The organism is Pyxidicoccus sp. M6 (assembly GCF_055568925.1).
The window spans coordinates 8434812-8460276 of record NZ_CM145714.1 but is presented as its reverse complement, the minus strand read 5'-3'; the positions used below and the strand labels follow the sequence as shown (position 1 = coordinate 8460276).

Here is a 25465-nt window from a genome sequence, read left to right as displayed (position 1 = left end):
GCGGCCCCGGATGCCTCCTCGCGAGGCGCCGGGGCCGTGGCTTATCCGGGGCAGGGGAGGGCGCTCAGGGCACGCGGCCCACGCCGCCGCCGCTGCCGCTCTCCTGCGAGGTGTAGAGGAGCGTGTCGCCGTCCACGAGGAGGCCGCCCGGGCCCGTGCCCGAGGGGCCCACCGGGTCCGACGTGCCGGGCGCGCATGGGCGCACGCGGCGCAGGAAGTCCGTGCTGCCGGCTCGCGCTTCCTTGAAGTAGACCGCGCCGTTCCATTCCACCGGGAACAGCGGTCCCTGGAGGCCGGTGGCCAGCACCTCGGCGGTGCCTCCCGCGCGCGGCAGCCTGAGCACGCGGCCCGTGCCTCCGCTGCCCTCCGTGATGAGGAAGTGCGTGGGCGTGACTTCGAGCGACGTGCCCTGCGTCACCGTGTCGTCCCGGCGCTCCGCGGCCACGCTGCCGTCGAGCGGGATGCGGTAGAGGCCCGGGGCCGTGCCTCCGCTGACGAGGAACCAGACGTCCGCGCCCACGACGCGGGCGCTCCGCACCTGGGCCGCGCTCGGACCGGTGTACAGCACCTGGCGGTTGGTGCCGTCGGTGTCCACGCGGATGAGCCACCGCGTGCCCGGGGCCACCACCAGCACGTCGCGCCCGGAGAGGGTGGCCCTCAGCACCTCGGTGCCTCCGACGGTGACGTTGTTGAGCGTCGTGTCGAGGGCCGCATCGCCCCGCTTGCCCGTCGCCTTGTCCACGCGCCAGAGCCCGTCCAGGTCGAGCACGTAGACGCTCGTCGCGTCCACCGCGATGGCGTCCGGCGCTCGGAAGCCCGAGGCGAAGGTCGTGGCCATGCCTCCCGCGCGCGGCAGCTTCAGCACCTGGCCCTCGCCCGGCGATGGTTGCTGCGGATTCAGCGAGTGCGACTCGGAGATGTAGAGGTTGGGGTCCGTCGCGTACACCGCGACCCGGCGCGGCGTGTTGAGCCGGATGGCCAGCACCGTGCCGGCCTGCTCGGCGGGAGCCTCGCAGGTGCCTGCGTCAGCCGTGCCGGCGTCCGTGCCCGCATCGTCCCCGGTGCCCGCGTCGGTCCCCGCGTCGTCGGCCGTGCCCGCATCTCCGCCCGCGTCCGCCGTGCCTCCGTCCTCCGTGCTGCCCGCGTCGTCGCTCCCGCCGTCCGTCCCGGAGTCCTCCGTGCCGCCCGCATCGCCGCCGCCGTCCGTCCCGGAATCCTCCGTCCCGCCCCCGTCCTGCGGTCCCGGCTGCGGTGACGACCCCGAGGAGCAAGCCACCGCGAGCAGCAGGACGGACAGGAGCGTGCGTTTCATGGGACGTCTCTCTTGAAAGCACGGCTCAGCTCACGACTGAGGGCCGTGATGTCGGACAACAGCTTCGGCAGGCACGCGGAGGCACCGGCGCGCAGGGACTCCAGCGCCGTCTCCATCGTGAGGTGCTCGGCCAGCACGACGAAGGGCGCGCCCTGCGCCAGCGCCTTGCCCAGCTCCAGCGCCTTGCGCCCGTAGGCCGGCGCGAAGTCCCAGCTCACCACCACGCCCACCGGCTTCTCCAGCGCCATCAGCTCGGAGGAGGGGAGGATGCGCGCCTCCAGTCCCACCAGCGCCAGCGCCTCGGAGATGAGCCGCGCCGTCGTCGCGTTGTCCTCCAGCACGTCCACCCGCCGCACCGCCGAGCTCGTCCCCAGCACCAGGGGCGCCGGCGGCTGCGACAGCGACGTGCGCAGCAGCGCGCGGACCTCGCGGATGTCGTCGAAGGGCTTGAGCAGGTAGTCCACCACGCCCAGCTCCAACGCCTGCTGGGTCGTCACCAGCGACGGGTAGCCCGTCATCAGGATGACGCGCGAGTTGGAGTAGAGCCGCCTCGCCTGCTGCGCCAGCTCCAGCCCGGACAGGCCCGGCAGGTTCTTGTCCGTGACGATGAGGTCCACCGGCGCCTGGCGGAGCAACTCCAACGCTTCCTCGCCGCTGGCCGCCTCGATGACCTCGCACTCCTTGCCCATCAAGTCGCGGAAGACCATGCGGATGATGGTCTCGTCGTCCACCACCAGCAGCCGCGGCCGGCGCACGGACGGCGCGTCCGACGCGGGGAATGTCACGCGGAACACGGTGGCCGGCGGCGGCACGTCGCGCAGGACGCCCGGGGACGCGAGGCCAATCTGCGCGTGGTGCTCCTGGGCGATGCGCCGACACACCGCGAGCCCCAGCCCGGTGCCTCGCTTGTTGGCGGTGACGTAGGGCTCGAAGATGCGCTCGCGCAGCTCCTCGGGAATGCCCGGGCCCCAGTCCGCCACGTACAGCACCGGCGACGAGCCCTCGCGCGCGAGCACCACCTTCACGCGCCCGCGGCCCGCCATGGCGTCGCGCGCGTTGTTGAGCAGGTTGAGCGTGAGCTGCTCGATGAGCCGCGCGTTGCCCTGGATGGTGATGTCCTCGGGCGCCTCCACCTCCAGGGAGATTCGCGCCGAGTCCGGGTTGACGCTGAAGAGCTTCGCCGCCGCCCAGATGGGCGCCGCCAGCGACAGGCTCTGCTGCGGCGCGTGACGCTCGCTGGCCAGGCGGATGAAGTCGGAGACGATCTGCTCCATCCGCTCCACCTGGGCCAGGAGCAGCCGCAGCGGGCCGGTGGGGCCGCCGTCCTCCGCGAGAAGCTGCGCGTAGGCCTTCACGCCCAGCAGGGGTTGCCGCAGCTCGTGCAACACCTCCGCGGCGAGCTGCGTCGACTGGGCGCCCGCACGTTGCATGGCCGCCGCCGCCGCGCGCGCGGCTGGCAGGTCCCCCGCCTCCAGGGCCTGGAGCAGTTGGGAGAGCGGCGCGGGTATTTCCATGGCCCGAGCATGGCGGAGGCAGCGGCATCTACGCAACGCGGCCGGAGGGAATCCGTTGACCGGGGCCCCGGGGGCGCGGATGCTCGCCAGGCGTTTCTCGCCCCCGGCCTCGGGAGGGCCTTCATGCCGCAGACCAATCCGTTCCACTCGCTCGTGCCCCGGAAGATGACGGACACCGAGCTGGCTCGCTCCATCCGGCTGAACATCGAGGCGGAACTGGACGCCATCAACCTCTACGCCGCGCACATCGACGCCACCGACAACGAGGAGGCCAAGGCCATCCTGCGTCACGTCATGGACGAGGAGCGCGAGCACGCCGCTCTCTTCTGGCAGCTCATCGCCCGGCTGGACCCCGAGCAGGCCGCGCATGACCGCGAGGCGTCGGAAAAGTACCGGCTCATCACCTCGGGCGCGTCGCACGAGGCGGTAGAGGCGGTGGGCAAGGAGGGTGGGGAGGCGCGCGCCGCCGAGGCCAGCCCCGTGAAGCACCTCACCGTCGGCAATCTGCGCCGCTAGCTACGTGCCGGTGCTGCCCTGCCGGCGCTCCGCCGGTGGGGCTTCCAGGTCCATGGCCGCCATGTAGACGACATTCCGGGTGCCGCGCTTGCCCCGGTACATGGCCCGGTCGGACAAATCCAACAGCGTGCGCTTGTCCAGGGCGTGCTCGGGGAAGCTGGCCACACCGATGCAGGTGGTGACGCCCAGCGACAACCCCTCGCGCGCGAGGAAGCGGTGCGTCTCCATGGTGCGGCGGATGCGCTCCGCGACCTTCAGTGCGCCCCCCGAGTCGGTGCCGCGCAGCAGGACGACGTACTCGTCGCCGCCGTAGCGGGCCACCACGTCCGGGTCTCTCACACAGCCCTTCACCACGCGGGCCGTCTCCACCAGCAGCTTGGAGCCGACGAGGTGGCCGTGCGTGTCGTTGATGGACTTGAAGTGGTCCAGGTCCATGAAGAGCAGGCTGAAGGGGCGCTGCGTCTGGAGGGACTCTTGAACTTCGCGGTCCAGCACCATGTGCAGGTAGCGCGTGTTGAAGAGGCGGGTGAGGTCGTCGACGTACGCCAGGTCCTCCACCGCCGCGAAGCGCCCGAGGTTGCGCAGCGCCAGCGCCCAGTTGCGCACGAGGTAGCTGGCCGTCTCCCCCGTCCACTCCGCGCCCGCGCCGCTGAAGAAGAGCACCGCGTGCCCCAGCACCGTGTCCCCCTCCACCGCGGGGATGGAGAGGGCGCGCGGGAAGGACACCGCCAGCCCCTCCAACTCACGGGGCGCCCGCGCCTCCCCGAGGTGGGAGATGAGCGTGGCCACCAGCGGCGCCTCCACGGCGGAGGGCAGTCCGAGCGAGCCCTGGAGCCGCAGGCCCGAGCCGTCACGCTCCAACAGCACCACCGCGCTGGCGGCGGCCATGCTCTGCAGCGCGCTGGCCGTGGCGGTGGCCAGTTTCTCGCGGTCCATCGTGGTGGCGATGCGCTGCCCGGCCTCCAGCATGGCGACGTGCCGGCGCAGGGACGCGTTCTCCTGCATCAAGTCCCGCGTGGTGAGCGCGCGGCGCACGGCGTGTTGGAGGGCCTCCGGGGCCACCGGCTTGACGAGGTACTCGGCCGCGCCGCTTTTGATTGCGCGCACGGCGGGGTCCACCTTCTCCAGGCCGGTGATGACCACCACCTCGACGCCGGGGTGGCGCTCGCGCACGTAGCGCAGCACCTCCATGCCGTCCCCGCCGGGGAGGATGAGGTCCGTCACCACCGCGTCGAAGCGGTCCGCCGCGAGGGCCTCGCGGGCGTCCTGCAGCGTGCCCACGGCCGAAACGGCGTGGCCCACGGCCGTGAGGTAGTCGCCGTAGAGGGTGCGGGCGATCTTTTCGTCGTCGACGAGGAGGATGCGCGCCATCTCACGTTCGGCTTAGCACCAAGGTGAGGAAGGCTGCTAGGGTGGCCATGTGTCACCCTTCGAAAGCGGACGCCGCCTCTGCCTTCTCGTCGAGGCAGGGGAGACGCGCTACGCGGTGGAGGCCACCTCCGTCATGGAAGTGGCCATGCCCGGCGCCAACGGCGGCAGCCTCCGCGGAGTCCTGGAAGTCAAAGACTTGTCCGCCCTGCTCGGCGGCCCTCCGGAGGAGGGGCCGGGCATGGTGGTGGTGCTCGACGTCAGTCCCACACTGGCCGTGCGCGTCCGTTCCGTCGTGGAGGTGGCCGACGTGGCCCGCGCACCGTTCTTCCTGCTGCCGCCCGGATTGGCGGACTCGCTGGCGCCCTTGAGCCGCGGCGCGGTGCTGCACAAGGAGCGGCTCTACCTGGAGCTCATCGCCGAGGCGCTGCCCCACCGCGTGGGCCCGCGCCTGTCGCCCGCGCCCCTGCGCCCCGTGCACTGGGCCGAGGCCGCGCCCGAGAGGGCGCTCGTCTTCGAGTCGCAGGGGCGCCTGTTCGGCGTCCCGCTGGGCTTCGTGTCGCAGGTGGTGGAGCGGGGCGAGGCCTTCAGCGTCCTGCCCGTGCAGAGTGGACCGGTGGCCGGTATCTTTCCGCATGCCCAGGTGCTCTGGCCCATCTGCTCCGTCCCCGCGCTGCTGGGCACGGCCCCGGTTCCGGAAGCCTTCTTCATCCTCACCGAGCTGGCCGGCCGGAACGTGGGGCTGACAGCCACCCGGGTGCTTGGCGTGCTGCAGCGCTTCGAGCCGGACGAGACCGCCGGCACCTTCCGCGCGCCCGGGTTGCCCGGGCCCGTATTGTTCCTGGACCTGCAGCGCATGTTTTCTTGATCGTCCCGGAGCGCGAACCGTAAGCTGCCCCGCTTGACAGAGTGCCGCGACCCAGCTTTTGAGCGGCAGGAATCCCCAACGAATTCAGGGGGGTGGACGCCCCCCGAGGCCCGAACCGATGCCCAAGAATCTGCTGGTCGCCGATGACTCGCTCACCATCCGCAAGGTGATCGGGATGATCTTCGCGACCGAGGACTTTCAGGTGACCGCGGTGGACAACGGGCTCGACGCCATCTCCCGCACGCGCGAGCTGCGCCCGGACGTGGTCCTGGCGGACGTGATGATGCCGGGCAAGAGCGGCTACGAGGTCTGCGAGGCGCTGAAGAGCGACCCGGCCACCCAGGGCATCCCGGTGCTGCTGCTCGCCGGCACCTTCGAGGCCTTCGACGAGAACCGCGCCAAGGCCGCCCGGGCGGATGACCACATCGCCAAGCCCTTCGAGAGCCAGGTGCTGCTCGACAAGGTGAAGGCGCTGGTGGGGCAGAAGTCCAACACGATGCCGGCCTCCGCGGCCACGCGCGTGATGCCGCCCTCGGCCCAGCCTCCAGTCGCCGTTCCGGCCCCCCAGCCCGGGGCTCCCGCGGGCGCCCGTCCTCCGGCGGGGATTCCGCAGGGCACCCAGAGCGGCTTCCCGCGTCCTCCGGGCGCTCCGGGTGCGCCGCCTCCGGGCGCGCGTCCTCCCGGCCCGGGCGTGCCTCCTGGCCCCATGGCCCGGCCCCCGGGCCCTGGCGCTCCGCCTCCAGGTGCGCCGCGTCCTCCGGGCCCCGGCATGCCGCCGGGTGCGCGTCCTCCGGGGCCGGGCGTGCCGCCTCCGGGTGCGCCGCGGCCTCCGGGGCCAGGCATGCCGCCTCCGGGCGCCGCCGCGCGTCCGGGCGTGCCGCCTCCGCCGGGCGCTCCGGCTCCGGGCATGCCGCCGCGTCCGGGCATGCCGCCCGCGCCGGGGGCTCCCGCTCCGGGCGCCCGTCCTGGGATTCCGCAGGGCACGCAGTCCGGCTTCCCGCGTCCTCCTCCGGGGGGCGCGCCGCTGCCTCCCGCTCCGGGCGCCGCGCCGCAGCCGGCCGCTCGCGCCAGGGATCCGTTCGGCCTCGGCGCGCCCGCGGCGCCGGCGGCCGCGCAGCCGTCCATCAGCATCGAGGACTCGCTGCCGGACACCCAGGGCGCCGAGGAGATCTCCCTCGACATCGGCACCCCGGCGGCCCCCGCTCCGGCCGCGCAGGCCCGTCCCGCCGCGGCTCCGGCCGCCCGTCCGGCCGCGGCCGACGGAGGCGAGGCGCAGCTCCGCGAGGCGCTCTCGAAGGCCTCCCGCGAGGTCATCGAGAAGATTGCCTGGGAGGTCGTACCGCAGCTCGCGGAGACCATCATCCGCGAGGAGCTCGAGCGGCTCATCAAGGACCGAGAGACGCAGCACTGAGGCGTTCTTCGCCGTAACCTCCTGACCTTCCCGCCGGCCCCGTTCCCCGGGGCTGGCCGTCTGCAATGACCGACACCACTGAATTGTCCAAGGCCTACGAGCCGACCGAGGTCGAGGCCCGCAACTACGCCTTCTGGCTGGAGAAGAACTACTTCCGCGCCGAGGCGACCTCCGACAAGCCGGCCTTCTCGATTGTCCTGCCGCCGCCCAACGTGACGGGCAGCCTGCACATCGGCCACGCGCTCACCGCGACCATCCAGGACATCCTCACCCGCTGGAAGCGGATGAGCGGCTTCAACGCCCTCTGGCTCCCCGGCACGGACCACGCCGGCATCGCCACGCAGATGGTGGTGGAGAAGGAGCTCAAGAAGACCGAGGGCAAGAGCCGGCACGACCTGGGCCGCGCGAAGTTCCTCGAGCGCGTCTGGGAGTGGAAGGGCAAGTACGGCGCCCGCATCGGCGAGCAGCACCGCTTCCTCGGCGCCTCGCTGGACTGGAGCCGCGAGCGCTTCACCATGGACGAGCAGTCGTCCGCGGCGGTGCGCGAGGTCTTCGTCCGCCTGTACGAAGAGGGCCTGATGTACCGGGCCCAGAAGCTCATCAACTGGTGCCCCTCGTGCCGCACGGCGCTCAGCGACCTCGAGGTGGAGCACGAGGAGAAGAACGGCTCCATCTGGCACATCCGCTACCCCGTGAAGGACAGCGACCGCACGCTCACCGTGGCCACCACGCGCCCGGAGACGATGCTGGGCGACACCGCGGTGGCCGTCCACCCGGACGACGAGCGCTACAAGGACCTCATCGGCAAGCACGTGGTGCTGCCGCTGACGGACCGCGAGATTCCCATCATCGCGGACGCGGAGTTGGTGGACCCGAAGTTCGGCACCGGCGTGGTGAAGGTGACGCCCGCGCACGACTTCAACGACTACCAGACGGGCCTGCGGCACAAGCTGCCCATGCTCACCATCCTGGACGACGCGGCCCGGATGACGAAGGAGACCGGCAAGTACGCCGGCACGGAGCGCTTCGAGGCGCGCAAGCAGGTGCTCGCGGACCTCACGGAGCAGGGCCTGCTGGAGAAGGAGGAGCCGCACAAGCTCTCCGTCGGCACGTGCCAGCGCTGCGCCACCGTGGTGGAGCCGCGCCTGTCGCCGCAGTGGTTCATCAAGATTGAACCGCTCGCGAAGCCGGCGATTGAAGCAGTGGAGCAGGGGCGCACGAAGTTCGTCCCCGAGTCCTGGACGAACACGTTCTTCCACTGGATGCGCAACATCCACGACTGGTGCGTCAGCCGCCAGCTCTGGTGGGGCCACCAGATTCCCGCGTACTACTGCACCTCGTGCAGCCCGCGTCAGGGCGACGACACGGACCTGCCGCTGGACGCGCCCACGGTGAAGGTGGGCGGCGTGGACTTCACGCGCGCGGAGCCCATCGTCTCGCGCGAGCAGCCCACGTCCTGCCCCAAGTGCGGCGGCGTGTCCTTCATCCAGGACCCGGACGTGCTGGACACGTGGTTCTCGTCCGGACTGTGGCCGTTCTCCACGCTGGGCTGGCCGCGTGAGACGGCGGAGCTCAAGACGTTCTACCCGACGTCCGTCATGGAGACGGGCCACGACATCATCTTCTTCTGGGTCGCCCGGATGATGATGATGGGCCTGCACTTCATGGGGGACGTGCCCTTCCGCACCGTGTACCTGCACGCGATGGTGCGCGACGAGAAGGGCGAGAAGATGTCCAAGACGAAGGGGAACGTCATCGACCCCCTGGACATCGTCCTCGGCGCTCCGGCGGACAAGCTCGCGCCCGCGCTGAAGAACAAGTTCCCGCAGGGCATGCCGGCGTTCGGCGCGGACGCGCTGCGCTTCACGCTCGCGTCCCTCACGCAGCAGGGCCGCGACATCAAGCTCTCGCTCGACCGGCTCGCCGGCTACAAGGCCTTCGGCAACAAGCTGTGGAACGCCAGCCGCTTCGCCCTGATGAACATGGGCGACTTCAAGCTGGACTCGCGGCCGCTGAGCGAGCGCACGCTGACGCTGGCGGACCGGTGGATTCTCTCCCGCCTGCAGCGCGCCACCACCGAGACGCGCAACGCGCTGGAGGCGTACGGCTTCGCCGAGGCCGCCTCCACGCTGTACCAGTTCCTCTGGGCCGAGTTCTGCGACTGGTACATCGAGCTGGCCAAGGGCTCGCTGTACGGCGAGGACGCGGCCGCGAAGGACTCCACGCGCGCGGTGCTGGTGTACAGCCTGGACCGCATCCTGCGCCTGATGCACCCGTTCATGCCGTTCATCACCGAGGAGATCTGGCAGAAGCTGCCGATGTCCCGGCCGACGGACAGCATCATGATTGCCCCGTACCCGGAGACGGACGCGGCGCTGGTGGACGAGGCGGCCGAAGCGGAGATGGCGCCCGTCATCGCCGCCATCGAGGGCCTGCGCACGATTCGCGGCGAGAGCAACCTGCCGCCCGCGACGAAGGTGAAGGCCGTCATCCAGAGCGCCGACGCGCGCACGCGCGAGCTGCTGGAGCGCTGGCGCGGCTACCTCATGCCGCTGGCCGGTCTCTCCGAGGTGCAGGTGGGGGCGCCGGGCGCGAAGCCGCCGCAGGCCGCCGCCTTCGTCGGCTCCAACCTGGAGATCTACGTCCCGCTGGCGGGCCTCGTCGACCTGGACGCGGAGCGCGAGCGGTTGAAGAAGGAGATTGCCCGCGCCGAGCAGGAGATTGCCGGCGTGCTGCGCAAGCTGGACAACCCCAACTTCGTGGCCAAAGCGCCGCCGGACGTGGTGGAGAAGGACCGCGCCCGCGTCGAGGAGTTGAAGGAGCGCAAGGCCAAGCTTCAGGACCACCTGCAGCGGATTGCCCCGGAGCCCACCATGCCCGAGAACACGCCGTCCGAGAGCAGCACGCCGTCTTCCAAGGAGACCGTCTCCCCCTCCGCCCCGGCCCAGGTGACGGCCGCCCCGAAGCAGGAGGAAAAGGGCGGCGTGGACCTGGGCCAGGAACTGAAGGGTGAGATGGGCGATGCGGGCGGCGCGCCCGAGGCGGCGGACCCTCAGGTCCAGGACGCGCTCGCGAAGCTGCGTGAGCGCACGAAGGAGGGCCTGTCCGCGGCCGACCACCAGGACCTCGGCGTCGCGTACATGAGCATGGGGCTCGTGGACGATGCGATGCGCGAGTTCAACCGGGCCAAGGAGAGCGGCGAGGCCGCTGGCGCCACCGCCACGGGTGCCGGGGGCTCGGACGAAGACTCCGCTCCGGCCAAGGCGCAGGGTGACAAGCTGGGGCAGGTGATTGAGTCGGGCGAGCCCAAGCGCCCCGCGAAGCCGAAGCAGAAGAAGGCGTCCGCTCCGGCCCCGGCGAAGGTGCAGGGTGACAAGCTGGCGAAGCAGGTCGCGGCGGAAGCAGCCGAAACCGAGACGCCGGTGAAGACCGCCGCGGCCCTGGAGACGGCGCCCGCGAAGAAGGCAGCTCCGGCGAAGAAGGCCGCGGCGCCCGCGAAGAAGGCCGCGGCTCCGGCGAAGAAGGCCGCAGCGCCCACGAAGAAGGCCGCGGCTCCGGCGAAGAAGGCAGCCCCCGCGAAGAAGGCGGCGGCGCCCGCGAAGAAGGCGGCGCCCGCGAAGAAGGCGGCGGCGAAGAAGGCCCCGGCGAAGAAGGCCGCGAGCAAGGCGACGGCGAAGAAGGCCGTGGCGAAGAAGGCTCCCGCGAAGAAGGCGGCGGCGAAGAAGGCGGCGGGCCGGAAGGCTCCCGCGAAGAAGGCCTCCGCGAAGAAGGCGGCGGCGAAGAAGGCCACCCGGGCGAAGCCCACGGCGCGGGCGAAGGCCCGGCGGTAACTGGAGGCGACGTGCAGCAGGATTACCTCGACCGGCTCATCTCGCTCGCCCTCGATGAGGACCTGGGGGCGGCGGGTGACGTCACCTCGCAGGCCCTCATTCCTCCTGACGCGGAGGGGAGCGGGGAGCTGGTCGCCAAGGAGCAGTTGGTGCTCGCGGGGATGGACGCCTTCATCCGCGTGTTCCACAAGGTGGACCCCGACGTCGAGGTGGAGCTGGTCCGCCGCGACGGCGAGGAGATCAAGCCCAAGGTGGTCGCCGCGCGTTGTTACGGGCGGCTGCGCTCGCTGCTGGCCGCGGAGCGCACCGCGCTCAACCTCGTCCAGCGCGCCGCGGGCATCGCCACCCTGGCGCAGCAGGCGATGACGTCCGTGCGCGGGTCCAAGCTGAAGGTGCTGGACACGCGCAAGACGCCTCCGGGCATGCGCACGCTGGCCAAGGACGCCGTGCGCATGGGCGGCGCCACCAACCACCGCTTCGGCCTCTTCGACGGCGTCCTCATCAAGGACAACCACATCGCGGCGGTGGGCGGCTCCATCTCCGAGGCCCTGCGCCTCGCGAAGCTGCACGGGCCCCGGCTGACCAAGATTGAAATCGAGGTCACCAACCTCAAGCAGCTCGCCGAGGCGATTGAGCACGGCGCCGACGTGGTGATGCTCGACAACATGGACGACGCGCAGATTCGCGAGGCGGTGAAGCTCACCGCCGGTCGCGTTCCGCTCGAAGTCTCCGGCGGCGTCACGCTGGACCGGCTGCCCCGCCTGGCGAAGCTCGGCGTGGACTTCGTGTCCATGGGCGCGCTCACGCACTCCGCGCGGGCCATGGACCTGTCGCTGGAAATCACCGGCGGCGCGAAGAAGCCTCGCAAGCCGAAGCCGTGATGCGCACCCAAGTGCGGTACTCCGCCGCACTTGAGCTGTGATAGTTCCTCGATTCCAGCTTCTTCTGGAATCGAGGTTCTTTCATGCAAGCAATGCTTCGAAGCGCTCTGCTGTGTTCGCTGTTCGTCGTGGTCGGCTGCAAGACGACGGGAGGCACCCGGCCCACGCCTCCGCCGGAGGCGCTGCCGTCCGTCGTCGAGAACTGCGACGAGACGCAGAAGGCCATCTCCAAGGACGCGGACACGCGCGCGAGCCCGTACGGCATCGACCAGCACATCGACAAGAACTTCAAGGACCGCAAGGTGTCGTGGCTGATGACGGACAGCGCCTACCAGAAGTTCGTCGTGCAGACGGGCGCGAAGAACTTCGGCCGGTGCAACGACAGCGGCTGCTTCCTGTTCGCGGCCCCCTCGGCCACCATCCAGGAGGCCGTCGCGAAGTCGATGGTGGATGGGAAGCATGACCCGGCGGTCATCGGTCAAGCGCTCGGGCTGCCCGCGAAGAACTTCGAGGGGCCGCTGCGGATGATGACGTTGGATTTGGCGGCTTCGAAGTCCTGCGCGCGCCTGCCGGTGGATGAGGACCCGGGCGTGTGGAAGTGCCAGACGCCCGAGGACAAGGACTGCTTCAAGTTCGGCGGCTACACCTCCGGCGGCATCCCCGAAATCATGGTCGTCAACGCGCCCGTCGACCAGGCCACCATCGCGGAAGTGCCGTGAGCGACGAGGAGGTGCTCTACCAGAGCCCACTCCTCTACAGGCTGTTGCGCACGCCGGATGGAGGACTGACGCTGGAAGTCGTCGTGGGCGGCATCGCCATGTACGAGGTCCGCGTGCGCCTCACGTCCGATGAGGCGCAGTCCTACTCCCGGGAGGGCACGGCCTTCGTCGACCGGATGGCGAAAGCCATCATGGCCGACCCGCCATTCGGGGGACGCTCGGTGCGCGCCTCGGAGGCGTGAGTGCGGGAGGAGGTGTGCTTTTGCGCGCCTCCTCCTTTTTTTCTCCGGGCAGGTTCCCACGCCAGCTCGCTCGCGTGTCCAAGTCGCGTGGAGCCGAAATGGCACGGGGACTGAGCGCCTCGGAGCTCAAAGCCATCTATGAAACCTACGCGCCCACGGTCCACCGTCGGGCCAGGGCCCTGCTCGGCCGTGACTCGGATGCGTGGGATGCCGTGCAGGAGGTCTTCTGCCGCCTGCTGGAGTCCGGGGCCGCGTTCCGCTCGGAGGCGCGCCCCATGACCTACATCTACCGCGTCGCCACGAATGTCAGCCTCAACCTGCTCAGGTCCCGCGGGCTGAGGGACGTGGCCGCGAGTGAGTCGCTCCCTCCGGACGAAGCGGGCGAGGAGCCCGGCGAGGTGGAGGCCCGCAACCTCCTGCGGGCGCTGTCGCGGGAGTTGGATGAGCGCGCTCTGCAGATTGCCACGCTCCACTTCATGGACTCGCTCACCCAGGAGGAAATCGTGGAGGTGGTGGGGCTGTCGCGAAAGACAGTGGGCAAGGTGCTGGAGCAGGTGCGGACGCGGGCCCGCGAGCTCGCCCTCGAACCCCAACACGGAGCAGTGCCATGAGCGAGCACCTGTCCGACCTCGTGCTGGATGAACTGGCCCTGGGAGGCAGGCCCTTCCCGGCGCACGTGGATGCCTGCGCACGGTGCCGCGCGCGGCTCGACCGGTTTCGCGAACGGGGAGCGGCCCTCCGTGCCTCGGAAGAATTCCCGAGCACGTTGGTGCAGGTGCTGAAGGGTGATTCAACCGCCACGCGGAAGCGCGTCGTCGAGGGCACGACGCCTGCCACGCCCGCGCGCGTGCGAGGCGGTGCGAAGCCTCCCTCCCCCCAGCGCTCCTGGTTCCACTGGCTGCGCTACCTCGCCCCTGTCGCCGTGGCCGCGGGCCTCGCCACAGTGGTGCTGCACCGTACGCCGGACGACGGCGTGCGTGTGAAGGGCGGTCCCTTCGTCTCGCTCGTGCGGCAGCGCGACGGCGCAGTGGACGCGCCACTTGCGCCCGGGGACGTGGTGACGCTCTCCGTGCACGCGGCGCCGCACCGGTACGCGCTCGTGCTCGTCACCGATGCGACGGGGGCGGTGTCCGCGCTCTGGCCCGCGCGCGGTGACAGGAGCGGAGACCCGTCCGCGCTCCCCGCGACGCCCACCTTCGTCGTCACGCCGGGCAACTTCACCCTCGACGCCTTTTTCTCCGACGCGCCCCTTGCGCTCGCGCAGGTTCGTGAAGGCGTCGCGAGCGCGGCCGCCACGTGCGTGGCCCGGCATCAGCCTCCGGACTGCGAGCCTCCCTCTCAGGTAGAAGGCGCGGCGCGCCACCAGCGACTCTCCGTCTCCGTGATCCCTCCATGATGCTTGTCACGCTGTTGACCGCCGCACTGCTGTCCCAGGCTCCCGAGCAGGCGGAGCCGCTCCCCCGGCGCTATGCCCTGCTGGTGGGCGCCAACGAGGGGCTCGGCGCGGATGAACCGTTGCGCTTCGCCGACTCCGATGCGCGCCGCGTGTTGACGGTGTTCCGCGAAGCGGGCGGCCTCGTCGCGGAGGACGCACAGCTCGTCTTGGGCGCGAGCGCGGAGCGGGTGAGGGCCGCGCTGGGTGTGCTGCGCGCGCGCATGGCCCGCGAGGCCGGCCCGGCGGACCAGCTCCTCGTCTACGTGTCGAGCCACGCGGATGGAGACTCCCTGCACCTGTCCGGCACCCAGCTCCCCGTGAAGGAACTGGTCCAGTTCATGGAGCAGTCTCCCGTGGGCGTGGCGGTGATGTTCATCGACTCGTGCCGCTCCGGAAAGGCCACGCGCGTGAAGGGCCTGCAGCCCGTGGAGGAGCGGCTCGTGCACTGGTCCGCGCCCGCCATCCGGGGTCGCGTCATCGTCACCTCGTCGAGCGCGGATGAGCTGTCCCAGGAGTCCGATGACATCCAGGGCTCGTTCTTCACGCACCACCTGCTGGCGGGCCTGCGCGGCGCGGGAGATATCTCGCGCGATGGACGCGTCACGCTGCAGGAGGCTTATGCGTATGCGTATGGGCGCACGGTGGAGTCCACGCTCCTCTCGCGCTTCGGTAGCCAGCACCCGGCCTTCCTCTTCGATTTGAAGGGGCAGGGGGAACTGGTCCTCACCGCGCCCGTCTCCGCCTCCAGCCGGCTCATCATCACCGTGCCCGAGCCCGGCGAGTGGGTGGTGGCCTCGGAGGAGGGCGGCGTGGTGCTGGGCGTCTTCTCCAAGGGCAACGGGCCGGTGATGCTCGCGGTGCCACCGGGTGGCTACCGCCTGCGCGTGCGTCGCGACGGCGCGTCGCAGGAGACGCGAGTCACCGTGCCGGTTCACGGCGCGATGACGGTGGATGCGCCGCTGCTCCGTCAGGGAACGCTCATCGCCATGCGGGAGAAGGGCCCACGGCCGTGGCGAGGCAGCCTGCATCTGGGGGCCACGCTCGCGAACGGGACGAGCAGCCACTTCTCCACGGCCCTCGGCATGCAGGCGCAGGCCGTGCTGCGCGGTCCTTCCGAGCAGGGCTTCTTCAATGCCTTCTCCGCGACGGCCGCGTGGCGGAGCAGCAACGCCCGGAACTTCGAGGCCCTCCGGCAGCGCGAGTACGAGCTTCGCCTCGGATTGGGGCATCGCCTGCAGGGGCAGGAGGCCGCCATCGTCTTCGGACCGGAGGTGGGCGCGCTCCTTTTCGACCAGCAGGGGGGTGGTGTCTCAGGCTCGGGCTTCACGCCCTACGGTGGCGTGGGCGGCTCGGTGTGGCTCGCACTGGGCCGCGTGTCGCTGGTGCTCAGCGGCACGGTGGGGGCCGCGGGCATTCCCGAGGAGGCGGGCACGCGGCTCGCCCTGCGCCTCAACGGCGGCGCGGGCCTGGGCTGGAGTTTTTGAGCGCCCCGGGTTCCCAAGGGAAACGCATCGCGTGTCCAACGCGTAGACGTTTCGTCCTTGCCCGGAGCTTCGATGGCACCCTCGTTCCCCCTTCGTTCGCGTTCCGCACGCCACCTCATCTCCTGGAGCTTCCTGACGCTCCTCGGTTGCGGAGACCTCTCCGATGGAGACCTGCCGCCTGGAGGCCCGCCGCATGAAGACCTGCCGCCGGCCGACGCGCTCATCCTCGACATCAACGGTGCGCGGGACACGGACTACGTCCGCGGCACGTTGCTCGTCGACGTGCAGGCCACCGGGGCCACTCCCGACAAGGTGGAGTTGCTTCGCAACGGCACGGCCTTCGCCACGCTCGTCCCTCCATTCCAATACACATGGGACACCGTCGACCTGGAGGAGGTCACCTACCGCATCACCGCGCGCGCCGAGTGGAAGGGCCGCACCTTCGAGAGCCCCGTCCACACCGTCGTGGTGGACCGCACCGCGCCGAAGGTCGTGCAGACGTCGCCGTCCGGCACCAACGTCTCCATCAAGGAGGGCAGTGAACTGAAGGTCCGCTTCTCCGAGCCGATGCTGGCGTCGAGCGTGCCGGACGATACGTTCATCGGCGAGGACGTCTCCTTCAGGGGAGCCCTCTCGGAGGACGGACAGGTGCTGACGGCGAGCCAGTCTGCCCACGCCCCCAGCACGCGGAAGATGTCCCTGAACCTCGAAGGGCTCACCGACCTCGCGGGCAACCCGGTGGACCGACCTGGAGGAAAGCCGACGCTGGACTGGACCTGGACGCTGCCGCCCTTCCTTTCGTACCAGGTCGATGCAGCCCTGGATGATTTCAGGACGGTGAAGGAGGGTGTCGCGCTCGCGGTCGGTGCGGACGGGGCCCTGCTGGCCGCCTACAGCGCCGACGACGGCTCATCGGTGGGCGAGACCCTCATCGTGCGGCGCTGGACCGGTTCGGGCTGGGAGATGGTCGGCGCACCGGTTCCGACTGGCGTTCCTCCGTCGGCGAAATTGACGGTGCGCAACCCGCTCATCGTGGTGGGCGCGGACGGAAACCCGGTGGTGGGGTTCATCCTGGGGTACCAAGGAGCGACCCATGACTCGTTCGCGGTCGCCCGCTGGGATGGCGCTCAGTGGTGGGTGGTGTTCGGCTCCTACCCACCTCCCGAGATGCCGAAGATTTACGGCGCGGCCATGGTCGTGGACCGCGAGGGGCGGCTCGTGGTGGCGTGGACCCACGCCGATGGCGTCCAGGTCTCGCGCAGGGAAGTGTACGGTTGGGATTTGTTGGGGGGGCAGATGCAGCGTGAGACCCCCCGGGGGTACGGAAGCATCTCCGAGCAGTCGCCCGTGCTGGCGGTCGATGCGGACAACCGCCCCATCCTCGCCTGGGCCGAGTCGGAGCCGTCGGCCGCAGCCGACCTGTACGTGCGCCGGTGGAACGGCCGCAGTTGGGAGGCGCTGGGAAAGAAGCTCGAGGGCCCCACGACGTCGGGGATGAGCGTGCGGTCCCCGTCGCTCATCGTTCCCAAGGACAGCCGGCCCCAGCTCGTCTGGAGCGTACAGCCCGACTCCTCCGTCCAGACGGAGGCGCGGGCCTACATCGCCACGTGGTCGGACACGAGCTGGAGCACGGCTCCGCTGAATCCATCGAACTCCGGCGATGTGGAGAAGCGAGGGACGGTCGCCGCGCTCACGCCCGAGGGCGACCCGCTGTTCGCATGGTCGGGCGGGGGCCAGAGCTCAGACATCTACGTGTCCTGGTACCGGTCCGGAACTTCAGCGGCCGTGGACACCGTGGGCAACCACAGCACCGGCCGGCTGTCGCTGGTATCGAATGTACGCGGCCGGCCCGTGGTGGCCTGGCAGTCCGGCAGCGATGCCTACGCCACGTGGCCGAACGAATGACATCGCGGCGGGGCCGTGTCAGGACAGGCACGGCCCCGCGAGGTCTCACGGCCTGAAGCGCCTCACGGCGAGACGCGGCCCAGGAGGACGTCCTTGCCGCCCGCGCTCGTCTGGCCGGGCAGGGTGCCCATCGTCCCGCCCACGAGGTACACGCCGTTCCCCGTACGCGACGCCGCGCCCAGCGCCACCTCGTCCGCCGAGGAGCCCAGGTGCTGCGTCCACCCGCGTGTGCCGTCGCTCGTGTACTGGGCGAGGTACGCGTCGAAGCCGCCCGCGTAGCCGGTGCCCAGCGCGCCGGTGCTCGAGCCCGCGAGGTACACGGTGCCGGTGGAGTCGGTGGCCACGCCGTAGCCGAACTCATCCGCGGCGGTGCCGAGCTGCCGCGCCCAGAGGCGGTCTCCCGCGCTCGTCCAGCGCGACACGAAGGCATCCGAGCCGCCCAGGTTGCCGGACGCCAGCGCGCCCGTGGTGGAGCCACCGACGACGAGGGCGCCCGTGCCGTCCACCTCCACGTCCTGAGCGACGTCGTTGCCCGCGCTGCCCCACTGGCGCACCCACGCCAGCGTGCCCGAGGCGCTGTACTTCGCGAGGAACACGTCCTGCCCGCCGCTGCTGGACGCGCCCTGCAGCGCGCCGCCGGTGACGCCCGTCACGTAGACGTTGCCGCTGGAGTCCGCCGCCACGCCGTACGCCACGTCATCCGCGGACGTGCCCAGCATGCGCACCCACAGCAGCGCGCCGGCCGCGCTGTACTTCGCGACGAAGGCATCCTTCAGTCCGGCGTTGGTGTTCTGCAGCGCACCCGAGGTGTAGCCCGCGACGACGAAGTCCGTGCCGTCCGTGGCCACCGCGCGCACCGAGTCCTCGGCGGCCGTGCCCAGCATGCGCACCCACTCGCGCGTCCCGAGCGTGTTGTACTTCGCGACGAAGCCGTCGCTAGTCCCGCCGACATACGCCTCGCCCGCGACGCCACTCGTCGCGTTGCCGCCCATGACGACGCCCGTCGTGGTGGCCGCCACGCCGTAGGCGTGGTCGTCACCCGTGCCGCCCAACTGCCGGCCCCAGTCCCGGGTGCCCGACGCGCTGTAGTGCCGAATCACCGCGTCGCGGCCGCCCTGGTTGTCGTAGTCGAACGCGCCCAGCGAGTAGCCCACCACATACGTGCCGCCATTCGGGTCCGCCGTCACGCCGTAGCCGTACTCGTCCGAGGACGTGCCGGTCTGCTGCTGCCACAGCACGTTGCCACCGGAAGGGGGCGGAGTCGTCGTCGAGCAGCGCTCCAGCGCGCCCTTATCCGGCCCGTTGCCGCAGAAGGTGGCGCCCGTGTTGTTCAGCGCGCTGTCCACCGCGGGAGACGTGGACTGGAGCGTCAAGTCACCGGCCGACTCCGAGGTGAAGGCCGCAGACGCGATGGAGCTCGCCGGGTCTCTCAGCGCCAGGCCGCCGATGGCGCACGTGCTGCTGCGCCAGCCAGTGAGGTCCTTCGTCCCCTGGGAGAAGTCGCAGGTGAGGTGCGCGCCGGAGCCGTCGGTATGGGAGAACAGGTTGCCGTCGGACTCGAAGTCAACGAGGTAGTGCCCGTCCACCACGAGCCACCGCGAGCCGGGCGCGGACAGCGAGACGACGTTGTTCCAGAAGTCCATGTTGCGCACCGTCCACCCCGCGCTGGAGACGACGACGCCCATGCGGCCCGCGTTGGAGATGGTGTTGTGGAAGAAGTCGCCGCCCTCCAGGCGCTCGACGTACATGGCTGTGCCGGAGGTGCCGGTGCTGCCGCAGCCCTTCTCACCCCAGTAGAGGTGGTGGAAGCGGGTGCGGGCGACGACGATGTTGCCCACCGTGTCGGTGGCGCTGTTGCCGATGCCCAGGCCCATGCAGGCGTCGGAGATTTCGGAGTCCTCCACGCGGATGCCCTGGGCGCTGAAGTGGAAGATGGCGGTGCCGCCGCTGCGGAGCGTGCCGCTGCTGTCCTTGGAGGCGCGGAAGCTGTGGTAGCGCTCGCGGCGCAGGGTGATGAAGTCGCAGTCCTTGATGTCCGCGGCCTCCTCCACGACGCCGTAGTTGGCCGGGCTGGTGAACATGTCGTTGTCCTCCAGCGTGATGTCCGCGGGCCGCGCGCCGGGCGTGTAGCCGTAGACGGGCCCCGCGCACTGGAGGCCGTCGCCGGTGTTGTCATGGATGGTGTTGCCCTTCACCAGCACGCCCTGCGAGTCCGACAGCACGACGATGGCGTGGCCGTCATCGCGCTCGCGGCAGTAGCGGCGCAGGACGTTGGACGCGTCGTACTCGGGCTTGCAGAAGCTGCCCGTGGAGCAGTCCGCGTGCGTGGTGCAGGCCACGCCGCGGGCGCTTCCGGCGGTGTGCTCGAAGGTGTTGCGAATCTCGTTGCCCTGGATGAGGACGTACTGGGCCTGCACGTTGAGCGCGTCCAGCGAGGAGTCGCGCACCAGGCTGTTGCGCAGCGTCAGGTGGTCCGAGCGGAAGAGCACGGTGTGCGACCGCCCATAGCGGCCGTCCAGCTCCAGGCCGTCGAGAATCCAGTAGCGCCGGTTGAGGCGGAAGATGGGCGCGGTGCCGGTGCCCTTGAGCACGGGCTTCGCTTCTCCCGGAGCACCGCGAATCGTGAGTGGCGCGGTGGCCGTGCCGTCGAGCGCGGACACGGAGGCGAGGTCCACCTGCACGGCCTCGTAGGTGCCCGCGTGGACGTAGACGGTGGAACCGGCAGGCAGGCCGCGCACCGCTCGCACCACCGAGCGCCAGGGGCGGGCCGCACTGCCGTCACCGGTGGAGTCATTGCCAGCCGTGCTGACGTGCACCACCTTGTCCGCCGGTGACACGTAGCTGGCATAGGCATTTTGTGACTGCACGGTGGCCGCGCTGCGGCGGTCTCCGGCCACGATGTCCTTGCTGATGGCCGCGGGGGCCTGGGAGGCAAGCGACAGCACCGCGAGCGCGAAACTCCGCGCCACATTCCCACGCATTCGGAACTCCCGTTGTTTTTGTTAACTGGAGGATGAAGCGCGGCCAGGGTGTCACCGACCCATCCGGAAATTCCATGTAGGGACCGGCGAGGCGGAGAGGCGTTCGACGGCTCGCGAGGAGCGCGAGCAGGCGTGATTACGGAGCGCCGTCCAGCAGGGCTGGCGCGCACGCATCGTCACGGGAGTGAGTGGCTATTTTGCCCGCATGGACAGGCCGGCCATCCGGTGGTCCCGGAACATCGCCGCGGTGATGGAGCGCGCGCTCGCGTTGGCCATCCTCGCCGCGGTCATCGTGTTCGCATGGCAGAGCGTGGGCGCGATGCGGGCCATGGATTGGGGGAACTCGGACACGCTCTACGAGGCCATCTACCGGGTGCTGCTGCTGGTTATCGGCGTCGAGCTGGCGCGCACCCTGGTGACGCACGACCTGATTGCGATTCTCGAGCTCCTCGCGTTCGTGATTGCGCGCAAGATGCTCAAGCCCGACCTGCAGGCGCTCGACATCCTCCTGTGCACGGTGGGCTTCGTCCTCCTGCTCGCCGCGCGCCGGTTCCTCGCCTGGCACGAGGAGCCCACGACACCGCCCGCATCAGGCGGGACGAAGCACGGCCCACCGCCGGATGGATGAGGCCTCTGGATGCTCGTCCGCAATCGAATGTCAATTGAATCTCGATTGCAATGGACGGCCGCGGCAGGGAAGTGCCGCACGGGCCCCGACTCCGGGGCCCCTGAAGCTCACTTGCCCGTCAGCACCTCCGCGCGCGGCTTGCCCTCCGCGGAAGCGGGCGCGCCCATCTCCATCAGCGCGGCCAGCGTGGGCGCGACGTCCACGGGGTCCATCTCCGTCAGGTACGTACCGGGCTTGATGCCCTTGCCCGCGAACACCACCGGCACCTGCGAGTCATACGCGTACGGCGTGCCGTGGCTCGTGCCTGCCTCGTCCGCGTAGAGCAGGTGGAAGGGCTTGAGCAGGAACAGCACGTCCCCGCCGCGCTCCGGGTAGTAGCCCTTGCGCAGCGGCCCGAGCTGCCCCGCGATATCCGGCGCGGTGAAGAGGTCATCCCTCGCCACCGCCGTCACCACCGACGGCTGCTTCGCCAGCCACGCCGCCGCCGCGCGCCGCACCGCCGCGCCGTCCACCTTGCCTCCCTCCAGCGTCTTGCCGGAGAGGTACACGTCCAGCTCCTCCAGCGTCGCCGTCACGTCGCCGCCGAACTGCTTGCGCAGCTCCTGCGTCAGCGCCTGCGACAGCGCCGTCGGGTTCACCCGCTGCGCCGGCAGGCCCTCCGCCGCCCACTGCTCGGGGGCCGCCGCGCCGCCGTGGTCCGCCGCCAGCGCGATGACCAGGTTGGCCCGGCCTCCCGCCGCGCGCTCGGCCGCCGCGATGAGGTCTCCCAGCGCCTTGTCCAGCCGCACCAGCGTGTCCTGCATCTCCCACGAGTACGGACCGAACTCGTGGAACGTCAGGTCCGTCCCGCTGATGTTCACCGCGAGCAAGTCAGGCACGTCGTCCTGCCCCAGCCCCTCGCCCACGAGCGCCGCCTTCGCCGCCTCCACCAACAGCTCGTGCGAGTACGGCGACACGCCGAAGGCCCGGTAGAACGTCAGCCCCGGCGACGGCAGCCCTCCGTCCAGCGGGTGCGGGAAGGTGCGGCCCAGGCCGTAGGCCTCCGCCTCGTAGGGCCGGTCATCCTCGCCCACGTACTCCGCTCGCGGGCGCGACAGCTCCCACTTCTTCCCGAAGTAGGACTCCGGCAGCTTCCGCGCGTTCAAGTCCTTCACCCACGCGGGGAACTCCTTCGTGTACCAGGTGCCCGAGACGAACTTCCCCACGTTGTCGTCGAACCACCACGCCTGCCCCAGCCGCCCCGCCAGGGCGATGGCCGCGCGGGACTTGAGCGACACCGCCACCGCCTTGCCGCGCTCCTGCGTGGCCACCCGGAGCCGGTCCGCCAGCGTCTCCACCAGGAGATTGGCCGGGCTCGCGTCCTGCCCCGGCGCCAGCGGCACCTCCAGCACCGGGTGTGCCGGGTCCATGAAGGAATTCACCGGCTTCGCGGTGGCGCGGTCGACCCACCGGTTGTCCGTGATTCCATGCCGCCACGGATTGGCCCCGGTGGAGAGGGTGGTATGGCCCGGCGCGGTGCGGCACTTGGCGTAGCCATAGCGCGCGTACGGGTAGAAGGCGCCCGCGTTCAGCAACTGCCCCAGGCCGCCCTGGAGCCGGGGCCTGTTGCGCAGCAGCACGTCGCTACCGAGCGCATCCACGGTGATGAACAGCGTGAGCCGCGGCGGCTTCGCCGAGGCGGGCAGGGCGGCCAGGAGCATCACCAACGCGAGCGTGCGAATCATTCGTATTAGAAGCTGCCCTGTCGGCACGGTGGGAGGCAACCAACATTCCGCGCGACTGCTTGGACGCCGAACACCGCCCTGTTACGGTCGAACACCTCATGGTCGAGGCCCGGCTTCGCGTCATCTACGGCGACACCGATCAGATGGGTGTCGTCTACTACGCGAACTATTTCCGCTACTTCGAGTTCGCCCGCAGCGAGTACTTCCGCGCGATGGGCGGCAGCTATGCCGAGCTGGAGCGCTCCGGTACGCAGCTCCCCGTCGTGGAGGCGAGCTGCCAGTACCGCGCCCCCGCCCGCTACGACGACCTGATTGTCATCCGCCCCACGGTGAGCGAGTTGCGCCGCGCGTCCATCGTGTTCACCTACGAGCTTTTCCGCGAGGGTGAGCCGCGCACGCTGCTGTGCACCGGCCGTACCCTGCACGCCTGCGTGGGGCGCGACGGCAAGCCCACCCGCATGCCGGACGTCATGCGCCGGCTGCTCACAACCTTGGAGCCTCCCCAGGGCTCCTCCACTTCCACCTGAACCTTCAGGAATACCCAAGGAGCACAGACATGGATCGCAACCTGGCAATGGAGGTCGTGCGCGTCACCGAGATGGCGGCCATCGCCTCCGCGCGACTGATGGGCCGCGGCAACAAGAACGAGTCGGACCAGGCCGCGGTGGACGCCATGCGCCGCGCCTTCGACGCGCTCCAGATTGACGGCACCGTCGTCATCGGTGAGGGCGAGCGCGACGAGGCGCCCATGCTCTACATCGGCGAGAAGGTGGGCAAGCGCGGCGAGGGCGCCCCCGAGGTGGACATCGCCCTGGACCCGCTCGAGGGCACCAACCTGTGCGCCTACGGCCGCCCGGGCTCCATCTCCGTCGTCGCCATGTCCAGCAAGGGCGGGCTGCTCAACGCGCCGGACACGTACATGGAGAAGCTGGCGGTGGGCCCCCGCGCCCGCGGCGCCATCGACCTGCGCAAGTCCCCCACGGAGAACCTCCGCGCCATCGCGGAGAAGATGAAGGTCTACGTGGAGGACCTCACCGTCATGGTGCTGGACCGTGAGCGCCACGCCGACCTCATCAAGGAGGTCCGCGCCGCGGGCGCCCGCATCCGCCTCATCGAGGACGGTGACGTGGCCGGCGCCATCGCCACCTGTTTCGAGGGCACCGGCGTGGACGTGCTGATGGGCATCGGCGGCGCCCCCGAGGGCGTCATCGCCGCGGCCGCCATGCGCGCCACCGGCGGTGACATGCAGGGCCGGCTCGTCCCCCGCAACCAGGGCGAAATCGACCGCGCCAAGAAGATGGGCATCACCGACATGTCCAAGATCTACACGGCCGAGGAGCTGGCGAAGGGCGAGGTGATGTTCGCCGCCTCCGGCGTCACGTCCGGCGACTTCCTCAAGGGCGTGCGCTTCTTCGGCGGCGGCTGCGAGACGCACTCCGTCGTCATGCGCAGCAAGACGGGCACGGTGCGGTTCATCCAGTCCCTGCACAAGTTCGACAAGAAGCCGGGGTACGCTTTCTAGGCTTCGAGGCCCCCACGCTTCTCACCCGTCGTGCGCAACGCGCACGCCATCCGGAGACGGAGTCACCCATGCCTGGCGCCACGCGGACCATCGTCATCAATGCTCCCGTCGAGAAGGTCTTCGACGTCATCACCCAGTACGAGCGCTACCCGGAGTTCCTGCCCGAGGTGAAGGAGATCCGCACCGCCAACCGGCAGGGCAACACGGTGGACGTCCACTACAAGGTCGACGTCATGAAGACCATCCGCTACTCCATCCGCGTCACGGAGGAGCGCCCCCGCCGCATGGCCTGGTCCTTCATCGAGGGCGAGATGATGAAGGACAACAAGGGCAGCTGGACGCTGGAGCCCGAGGGCGAGGGCAAGACGCGCGCCACCTACAACGTGGAGATGGCCCTGGGCCTGCTGGTACCCAAGGCCATCGTCAATGCCCTGGTGGATACCTCGCTCCCCAAGATGCTGGACGCCTTCAAGCGTCGGGCTGAAGGGGCCTGAAGACCCCACCCAGGTCGCGAAGGACGTCCTGACGCAGGCCGCCATGCCCACCCAGAGCAGCCGGGCAGGCGGCCCCTCCGGGCGGGTGCGTTGGCACCCCGAATGGCCCTCGTATGCGCACGGGTTGTGCTGCTTGCGGGCTATTTCGAGGGCATTAGAATGAACATCGTCCTGGACGGATTTTCGACTTCCATGACATTCGCGCCAGGGTTGCCCTGGCCTGGATGTCGGGTGGCGGACGAGCAACCGTGCGAGATGGCTGCAAACGTACCCGTTGAGGAACCGGGGTTCTTAATTTGCATCTGAGAGTGGTGGAAGTGGTATTGGGGCGGGACGGCGGGCGTACATCGGGGTACGTAGGCTGAGGGAGACGGAAGACCCATGCTCGACGCCTTCATCATCGAAGAAATCAAGCGACGTGAGCGCCGCCGGGAGGACCATGAGAGGCCGGTGGTAGAGCTGCCGCTGCCCGCTCCTGACGACCGTCCCCGGCGCCGCACGGAGACCGAGGAAGAGAAGCCGCAGCGGGGCGTGGTGGTCATCGACCTGCTGTCCTGAATCCAACGCGCGGCCCTCCGGCCGCGACGTGTCACCGGGCCCGCGGTGGGAGTCCTCTCCAGAGGACAGCCCC

21 protein-coding genes are annotated in these 25465 nt (G+C 70.2%); 16 read left to right on the top strand and 5 right to left on the bottom strand.

The genetic code is table 11. The annotated features are described in order from the left end of the window. Nucleotides 1–64: 64 nt before the first annotated feature. On the bottom strand, nucleotides 65–1312 hold the full coding sequence (sinM, locus tag ACVTJA_RS33140) for a signal integration modulator SinM (protein ID WP_465825576.1): 1248 nt from the start codon (nucleotides 1310–1312) through the stop codon (nucleotides 65–67). Beyond that, nucleotides 1309–2826: a hybrid histidine protein kinase/response regulator SinK gene (gene sinK, locus ACVTJA_RS33135; protein ID WP_465825575.1), complete on the bottom strand. Its 1518-nt coding sequence runs from the start codon at nucleotides 2824–2826 to the stop codon at nucleotides 1309–1311. Before sinK ends, sinM begins: the two co-directional genes overlap by 4 nt. 123 nt (nucleotides 2827–2949) lie before the next feature. On the opposite strand from sinK, the gene ACVTJA_RS33130 reads away from it, so the two are divergent. Beyond that, nucleotides 2950–3342, top strand: a complete 393-nt coding sequence (locus tag ACVTJA_RS33130) for a demethoxyubiquinone hydroxylase family protein (RefSeq protein ID WP_465825574.1) — start codon at nucleotides 2950–2952, stop codon at nucleotides 3340–3342. Here ACVTJA_RS33130 and ACVTJA_RS33125 read toward each other — a convergent pair whose 3' ends face one another. After that, complete coding sequence (locus ACVTJA_RS33125) at nucleotides 3343–4713, bottom strand: GGDEF domain-containing protein (RefSeq protein ID WP_465825573.1); 1371 nt, start codon at nucleotides 4711–4713, stop codon at nucleotides 3343–3345. 49 nt (nucleotides 4714–4762) lie between these two features. Here ACVTJA_RS33125 and ACVTJA_RS33120 point away from each other — a divergent pair, with 49 nt between their 5' ends. The 10 genes from ACVTJA_RS33120 to ACVTJA_RS33075 all read left to right on the top strand — a co-directional run bounded on the left by ACVTJA_RS33120 (nucleotide 4763) and on the right by ACVTJA_RS33075 (nucleotide 17485). Continuing rightward, on the top strand, nucleotides 4763–5578 hold the full coding sequence (locus ACVTJA_RS33120) for a chemotaxis protein CheW (protein WP_465825572.1): 816 nt from the start codon (nucleotides 4763–4765) through the stop codon (nucleotides 5576–5578). Between the two features lie 118 nt (nucleotides 5579–5696). Further along, nucleotides 5697–6989: a response regulator gene (locus ACVTJA_RS33115; protein WP_465825571.1), complete on the top strand. Its 1293-nt coding sequence runs from the start codon at nucleotides 5697–5699 to the stop codon at nucleotides 6987–6989. Between the two features lie 65 nt (nucleotides 6990–7054). Continuing rightward, on the top strand, nucleotides 7055–10819 hold the full coding sequence (locus tag ACVTJA_RS33110) for a valine--tRNA ligase (RefSeq protein ID WP_465825570.1): 3765 nt from the start codon (nucleotides 7055–7057) through the stop codon (nucleotides 10817–10819). A gap of 11 nt (nucleotides 10820–10830) precedes the next feature. Beyond that, complete coding sequence (gene nadC / locus ACVTJA_RS33105; protein WP_465825569.1) at nucleotides 10831–11700, top strand: carboxylating nicotinate-nucleotide diphosphorylase; 870 nt, start codon at nucleotides 10831–10833, stop codon at nucleotides 11698–11700. 83 nt (nucleotides 11701–11783) lie between these two features. Continuing rightward, nucleotides 11784–12419 carry a hypothetical protein gene (locus ACVTJA_RS33100; RefSeq protein ID WP_465825568.1) on the top strand — a complete coding sequence of 212 codons (636 nt, stop codon included), beginning with the start codon at nucleotides 11784–11786 and terminating at the stop codon, nucleotides 12417–12419. Then, nucleotides 12416–12661, top strand: a complete 246-nt coding sequence (locus ACVTJA_RS33095) for a hypothetical protein (protein WP_465825567.1) — start codon at nucleotides 12416–12418, stop codon at nucleotides 12659–12661. The genes ACVTJA_RS33100 and ACVTJA_RS33095 overlap by 4 nt, the downstream gene beginning before the upstream one ends. Before the next feature lie 98 nt (nucleotides 12662–12759). Next, nucleotides 12760–13272 (top strand): RNA polymerase sigma factor, encoded by a 513-nt coding sequence (locus tag ACVTJA_RS33090; RefSeq protein ID WP_465825566.1) that lies wholly within the window; start codon nucleotides 12760–12762, stop codon nucleotides 13270–13272. Then, nucleotides 13269–14057 carry a hypothetical protein gene (locus ACVTJA_RS33085; RefSeq protein ID WP_465825565.1) on the top strand — a complete coding sequence of 263 codons (789 nt, stop codon included), beginning with the start codon at nucleotides 13269–13271 and terminating at the stop codon, nucleotides 14055–14057. The genes ACVTJA_RS33090 and ACVTJA_RS33085 overlap by 4 nt, the downstream gene beginning before the upstream one ends. Next, nucleotides 14054–15580 (top strand): caspase family protein, encoded by a 1527-nt coding sequence (locus ACVTJA_RS33080; RefSeq protein ID WP_465825564.1) that lies wholly within the window; start codon nucleotides 14054–14056, stop codon nucleotides 15578–15580. The genes ACVTJA_RS33085 and ACVTJA_RS33080 overlap by 4 nt, the downstream gene beginning before the upstream one ends. Nucleotides 15581–15652: 72 nt before the next feature. Further along, nucleotides 15653–17485 carry an Ig-like domain-containing protein gene (locus tag ACVTJA_RS33075; RefSeq protein ID WP_465825563.1) on the top strand — a complete coding sequence of 611 codons (1833 nt, stop codon included), beginning with the start codon at nucleotides 15653–15655 and terminating at the stop codon, nucleotides 17483–17485. Between the two features lie 62 nt (nucleotides 17486–17547). Here the strand turns inward: ACVTJA_RS33075 and ACVTJA_RS33070 are convergent, their stop codons facing one another. After that, nucleotides 17548–20466 carry an SBBP repeat-containing protein gene (locus ACVTJA_RS33070; RefSeq protein WP_465825562.1) on the bottom strand — a complete coding sequence of 973 codons (2919 nt, stop codon included), beginning with the start codon at nucleotides 20464–20466 and terminating at the stop codon, nucleotides 17548–17550. Between the two features lie 205 nt (nucleotides 20467–20671). Between ACVTJA_RS33070 and ACVTJA_RS33065 the strand changes: the two genes are divergently transcribed. After that, entirely contained in the window at nucleotides 20672–21094 is a 423-nt protein-coding gene (locus ACVTJA_RS33065; RefSeq protein ID WP_465825561.1) for a hypothetical protein, read from the top strand. A 107-nt stretch (nucleotides 21095–21201) separates the two neighbouring features. Here ACVTJA_RS33065 and ACVTJA_RS33060 read toward each other — a convergent pair whose 3' ends face one another. Continuing rightward, nucleotides 21202–22818 (bottom strand): alkaline phosphatase family protein, encoded by a 1617-nt coding sequence (locus ACVTJA_RS33060; RefSeq protein ID WP_465825560.1) that lies wholly within the window; start codon nucleotides 22816–22818, stop codon nucleotides 21202–21204. 98 nt (nucleotides 22819–22916) lie between these two features. Here ACVTJA_RS33060 and ACVTJA_RS33055 point away from each other — a divergent pair, with 98 nt between their 5' ends. From ACVTJA_RS33055 to ACVTJA_RS33040, 4 genes are all read left to right on the top strand, one after another. Continuing rightward, nucleotides 22917–23345 carry an acyl-CoA thioesterase gene (locus tag ACVTJA_RS33055; RefSeq protein WP_465825559.1) on the top strand — a complete coding sequence of 143 codons (429 nt, stop codon included), beginning with the start codon at nucleotides 22917–22919 and terminating at the stop codon, nucleotides 23343–23345. Between the two features lie 29 nt (nucleotides 23346–23374). After that, nucleotides 23375–24340: a class II fructose-bisphosphatase gene (gene glpX, locus ACVTJA_RS33050; RefSeq protein WP_465825558.1), complete on the top strand. Its 966-nt coding sequence runs from the start codon at nucleotides 23375–23377 to the stop codon at nucleotides 24338–24340. Between the two features lie 68 nt (nucleotides 24341–24408). Continuing rightward, nucleotides 24409–24834, top strand: a complete 426-nt coding sequence (locus tag ACVTJA_RS33045) for a type II toxin-antitoxin system RatA family toxin (protein ID WP_465825557.1) — start codon at nucleotides 24409–24411, stop codon at nucleotides 24832–24834. A 381-nt stretch (nucleotides 24835–25215) separates the two neighbouring features. Continuing rightward, the gene (locus ACVTJA_RS33040) at nucleotides 25216–25392 is read left to right on the top strand and encodes a hypothetical protein (protein WP_206726777.1); all 177 of its coding nucleotides are present in this window, start codon (nucleotides 25216–25218) and stop codon (nucleotides 25390–25392) included. Nucleotides 25393–25465: the final 73 nt, after the last annotated feature.

What these genes read in the sequence shown, in the direction of transcription:
- ACVTJA_RS33055 (WP_465825559.1), top strand. Translation starts at nt 22,917, where the DNA reads ATGGTCGAGGCCCGGCTTCGCGTCATCTACGGCGACACCGATCAGATG.
- ACVTJA_RS33045 (WP_465825557.1), top strand. Translation starts at nt 24,409, where the DNA reads ATGCCTGGCGCCACGCGGACCATCGTCATCAATGCTCCCGTCGAGAAG.
- sinK (WP_465825575.1), bottom strand. Translation starts at nt 2,826, where the DNA reads ATGGAAATACCCGCGCCGCTCTCCCAACTGCTCCAGGCCCTGGAGGCG.
- ACVTJA_RS33075 (WP_465825563.1), top strand. Translation starts at nt 15,653, where the DNA reads ATGGCACCCTCGTTCCCCCTTCGTTCGCGTTCCGCACGCCACCTCATC.
- ACVTJA_RS33085 (WP_465825565.1), top strand. Translation starts at nt 13,269, where the DNA reads ATGAGCGAGCACCTGTCCGACCTCGTGCTGGATGAACTGGCCCTGGGA.
- ACVTJA_RS33125 (WP_465825573.1), bottom strand. Translation starts at nt 4,713, where the DNA reads ATGGCGCGCATCCTCCTCGTCGACGACGAAAAGATCGCCCGCACCCTC.
- sinM (WP_465825576.1), bottom strand. Translation starts at nt 1,312, where the DNA reads ATGAAACGCACGCTCCTGTCCGTCCTGCTGCTCGCGGTGGCTTGCTCC.
- ACVTJA_RS33100 (WP_465825568.1), top strand. Translation starts at nt 11,784, where the DNA reads ATGCAAGCAATGCTTCGAAGCGCTCTGCTGTGTTCGCTGTTCGTCGTG.
- glpX (WP_465825558.1), top strand. Translation starts at nt 23,375, where the DNA reads ATGGATCGCAACCTGGCAATGGAGGTCGTGCGCGTCACCGAGATGGCG.
- ACVTJA_RS33090 (WP_465825566.1), top strand. Translation starts at nt 12,760, where the DNA reads ATGGCACGGGGACTGAGCGCCTCGGAGCTCAAAGCCATCTATGAAACC.
- ACVTJA_RS33115 (WP_465825571.1), top strand. Translation starts at nt 5,697, where the DNA reads ATGCCCAAGAATCTGCTGGTCGCCGATGACTCGCTCACCATCCGCAAG.
- ACVTJA_RS33130 (WP_465825574.1), top strand. Translation starts at nt 2,950, where the DNA reads ATGCCGCAGACCAATCCGTTCCACTCGCTCGTGCCCCGGAAGATGACG.
- ACVTJA_RS33110 (WP_465825570.1), top strand. Translation starts at nt 7,055, where the DNA reads ATGACCGACACCACTGAATTGTCCAAGGCCTACGAGCCGACCGAGGTC.
- ACVTJA_RS33080 (WP_465825564.1), top strand. Translation starts at nt 14,054, where the DNA reads ATGATGCTTGTCACGCTGTTGACCGCCGCACTGCTGTCCCAGGCTCCC.
- ACVTJA_RS33060 (WP_465825560.1), bottom strand. Translation starts at nt 22,818, where the DNA reads ATGATTCGCACGCTCGCGTTGGTGATGCTCCTGGCCGCCCTGCCCGCC.
- ACVTJA_RS33070 (WP_465825562.1), bottom strand. Translation starts at nt 20,466, where the DNA reads ATGCGTGGGAATGTGGCGCGGAGTTTCGCGCTCGCGGTGCTGTCGCTT.
- ACVTJA_RS33040 (WP_206726777.1), top strand. Translation starts at nt 25,216, where the DNA reads ATGCTCGACGCCTTCATCATCGAAGAAATCAAGCGACGTGAGCGCCGC.
- ACVTJA_RS33065 (WP_465825561.1), top strand. Translation starts at nt 20,672, where the DNA reads ATGGACAGGCCGGCCATCCGGTGGTCCCGGAACATCGCCGCGGTGATG.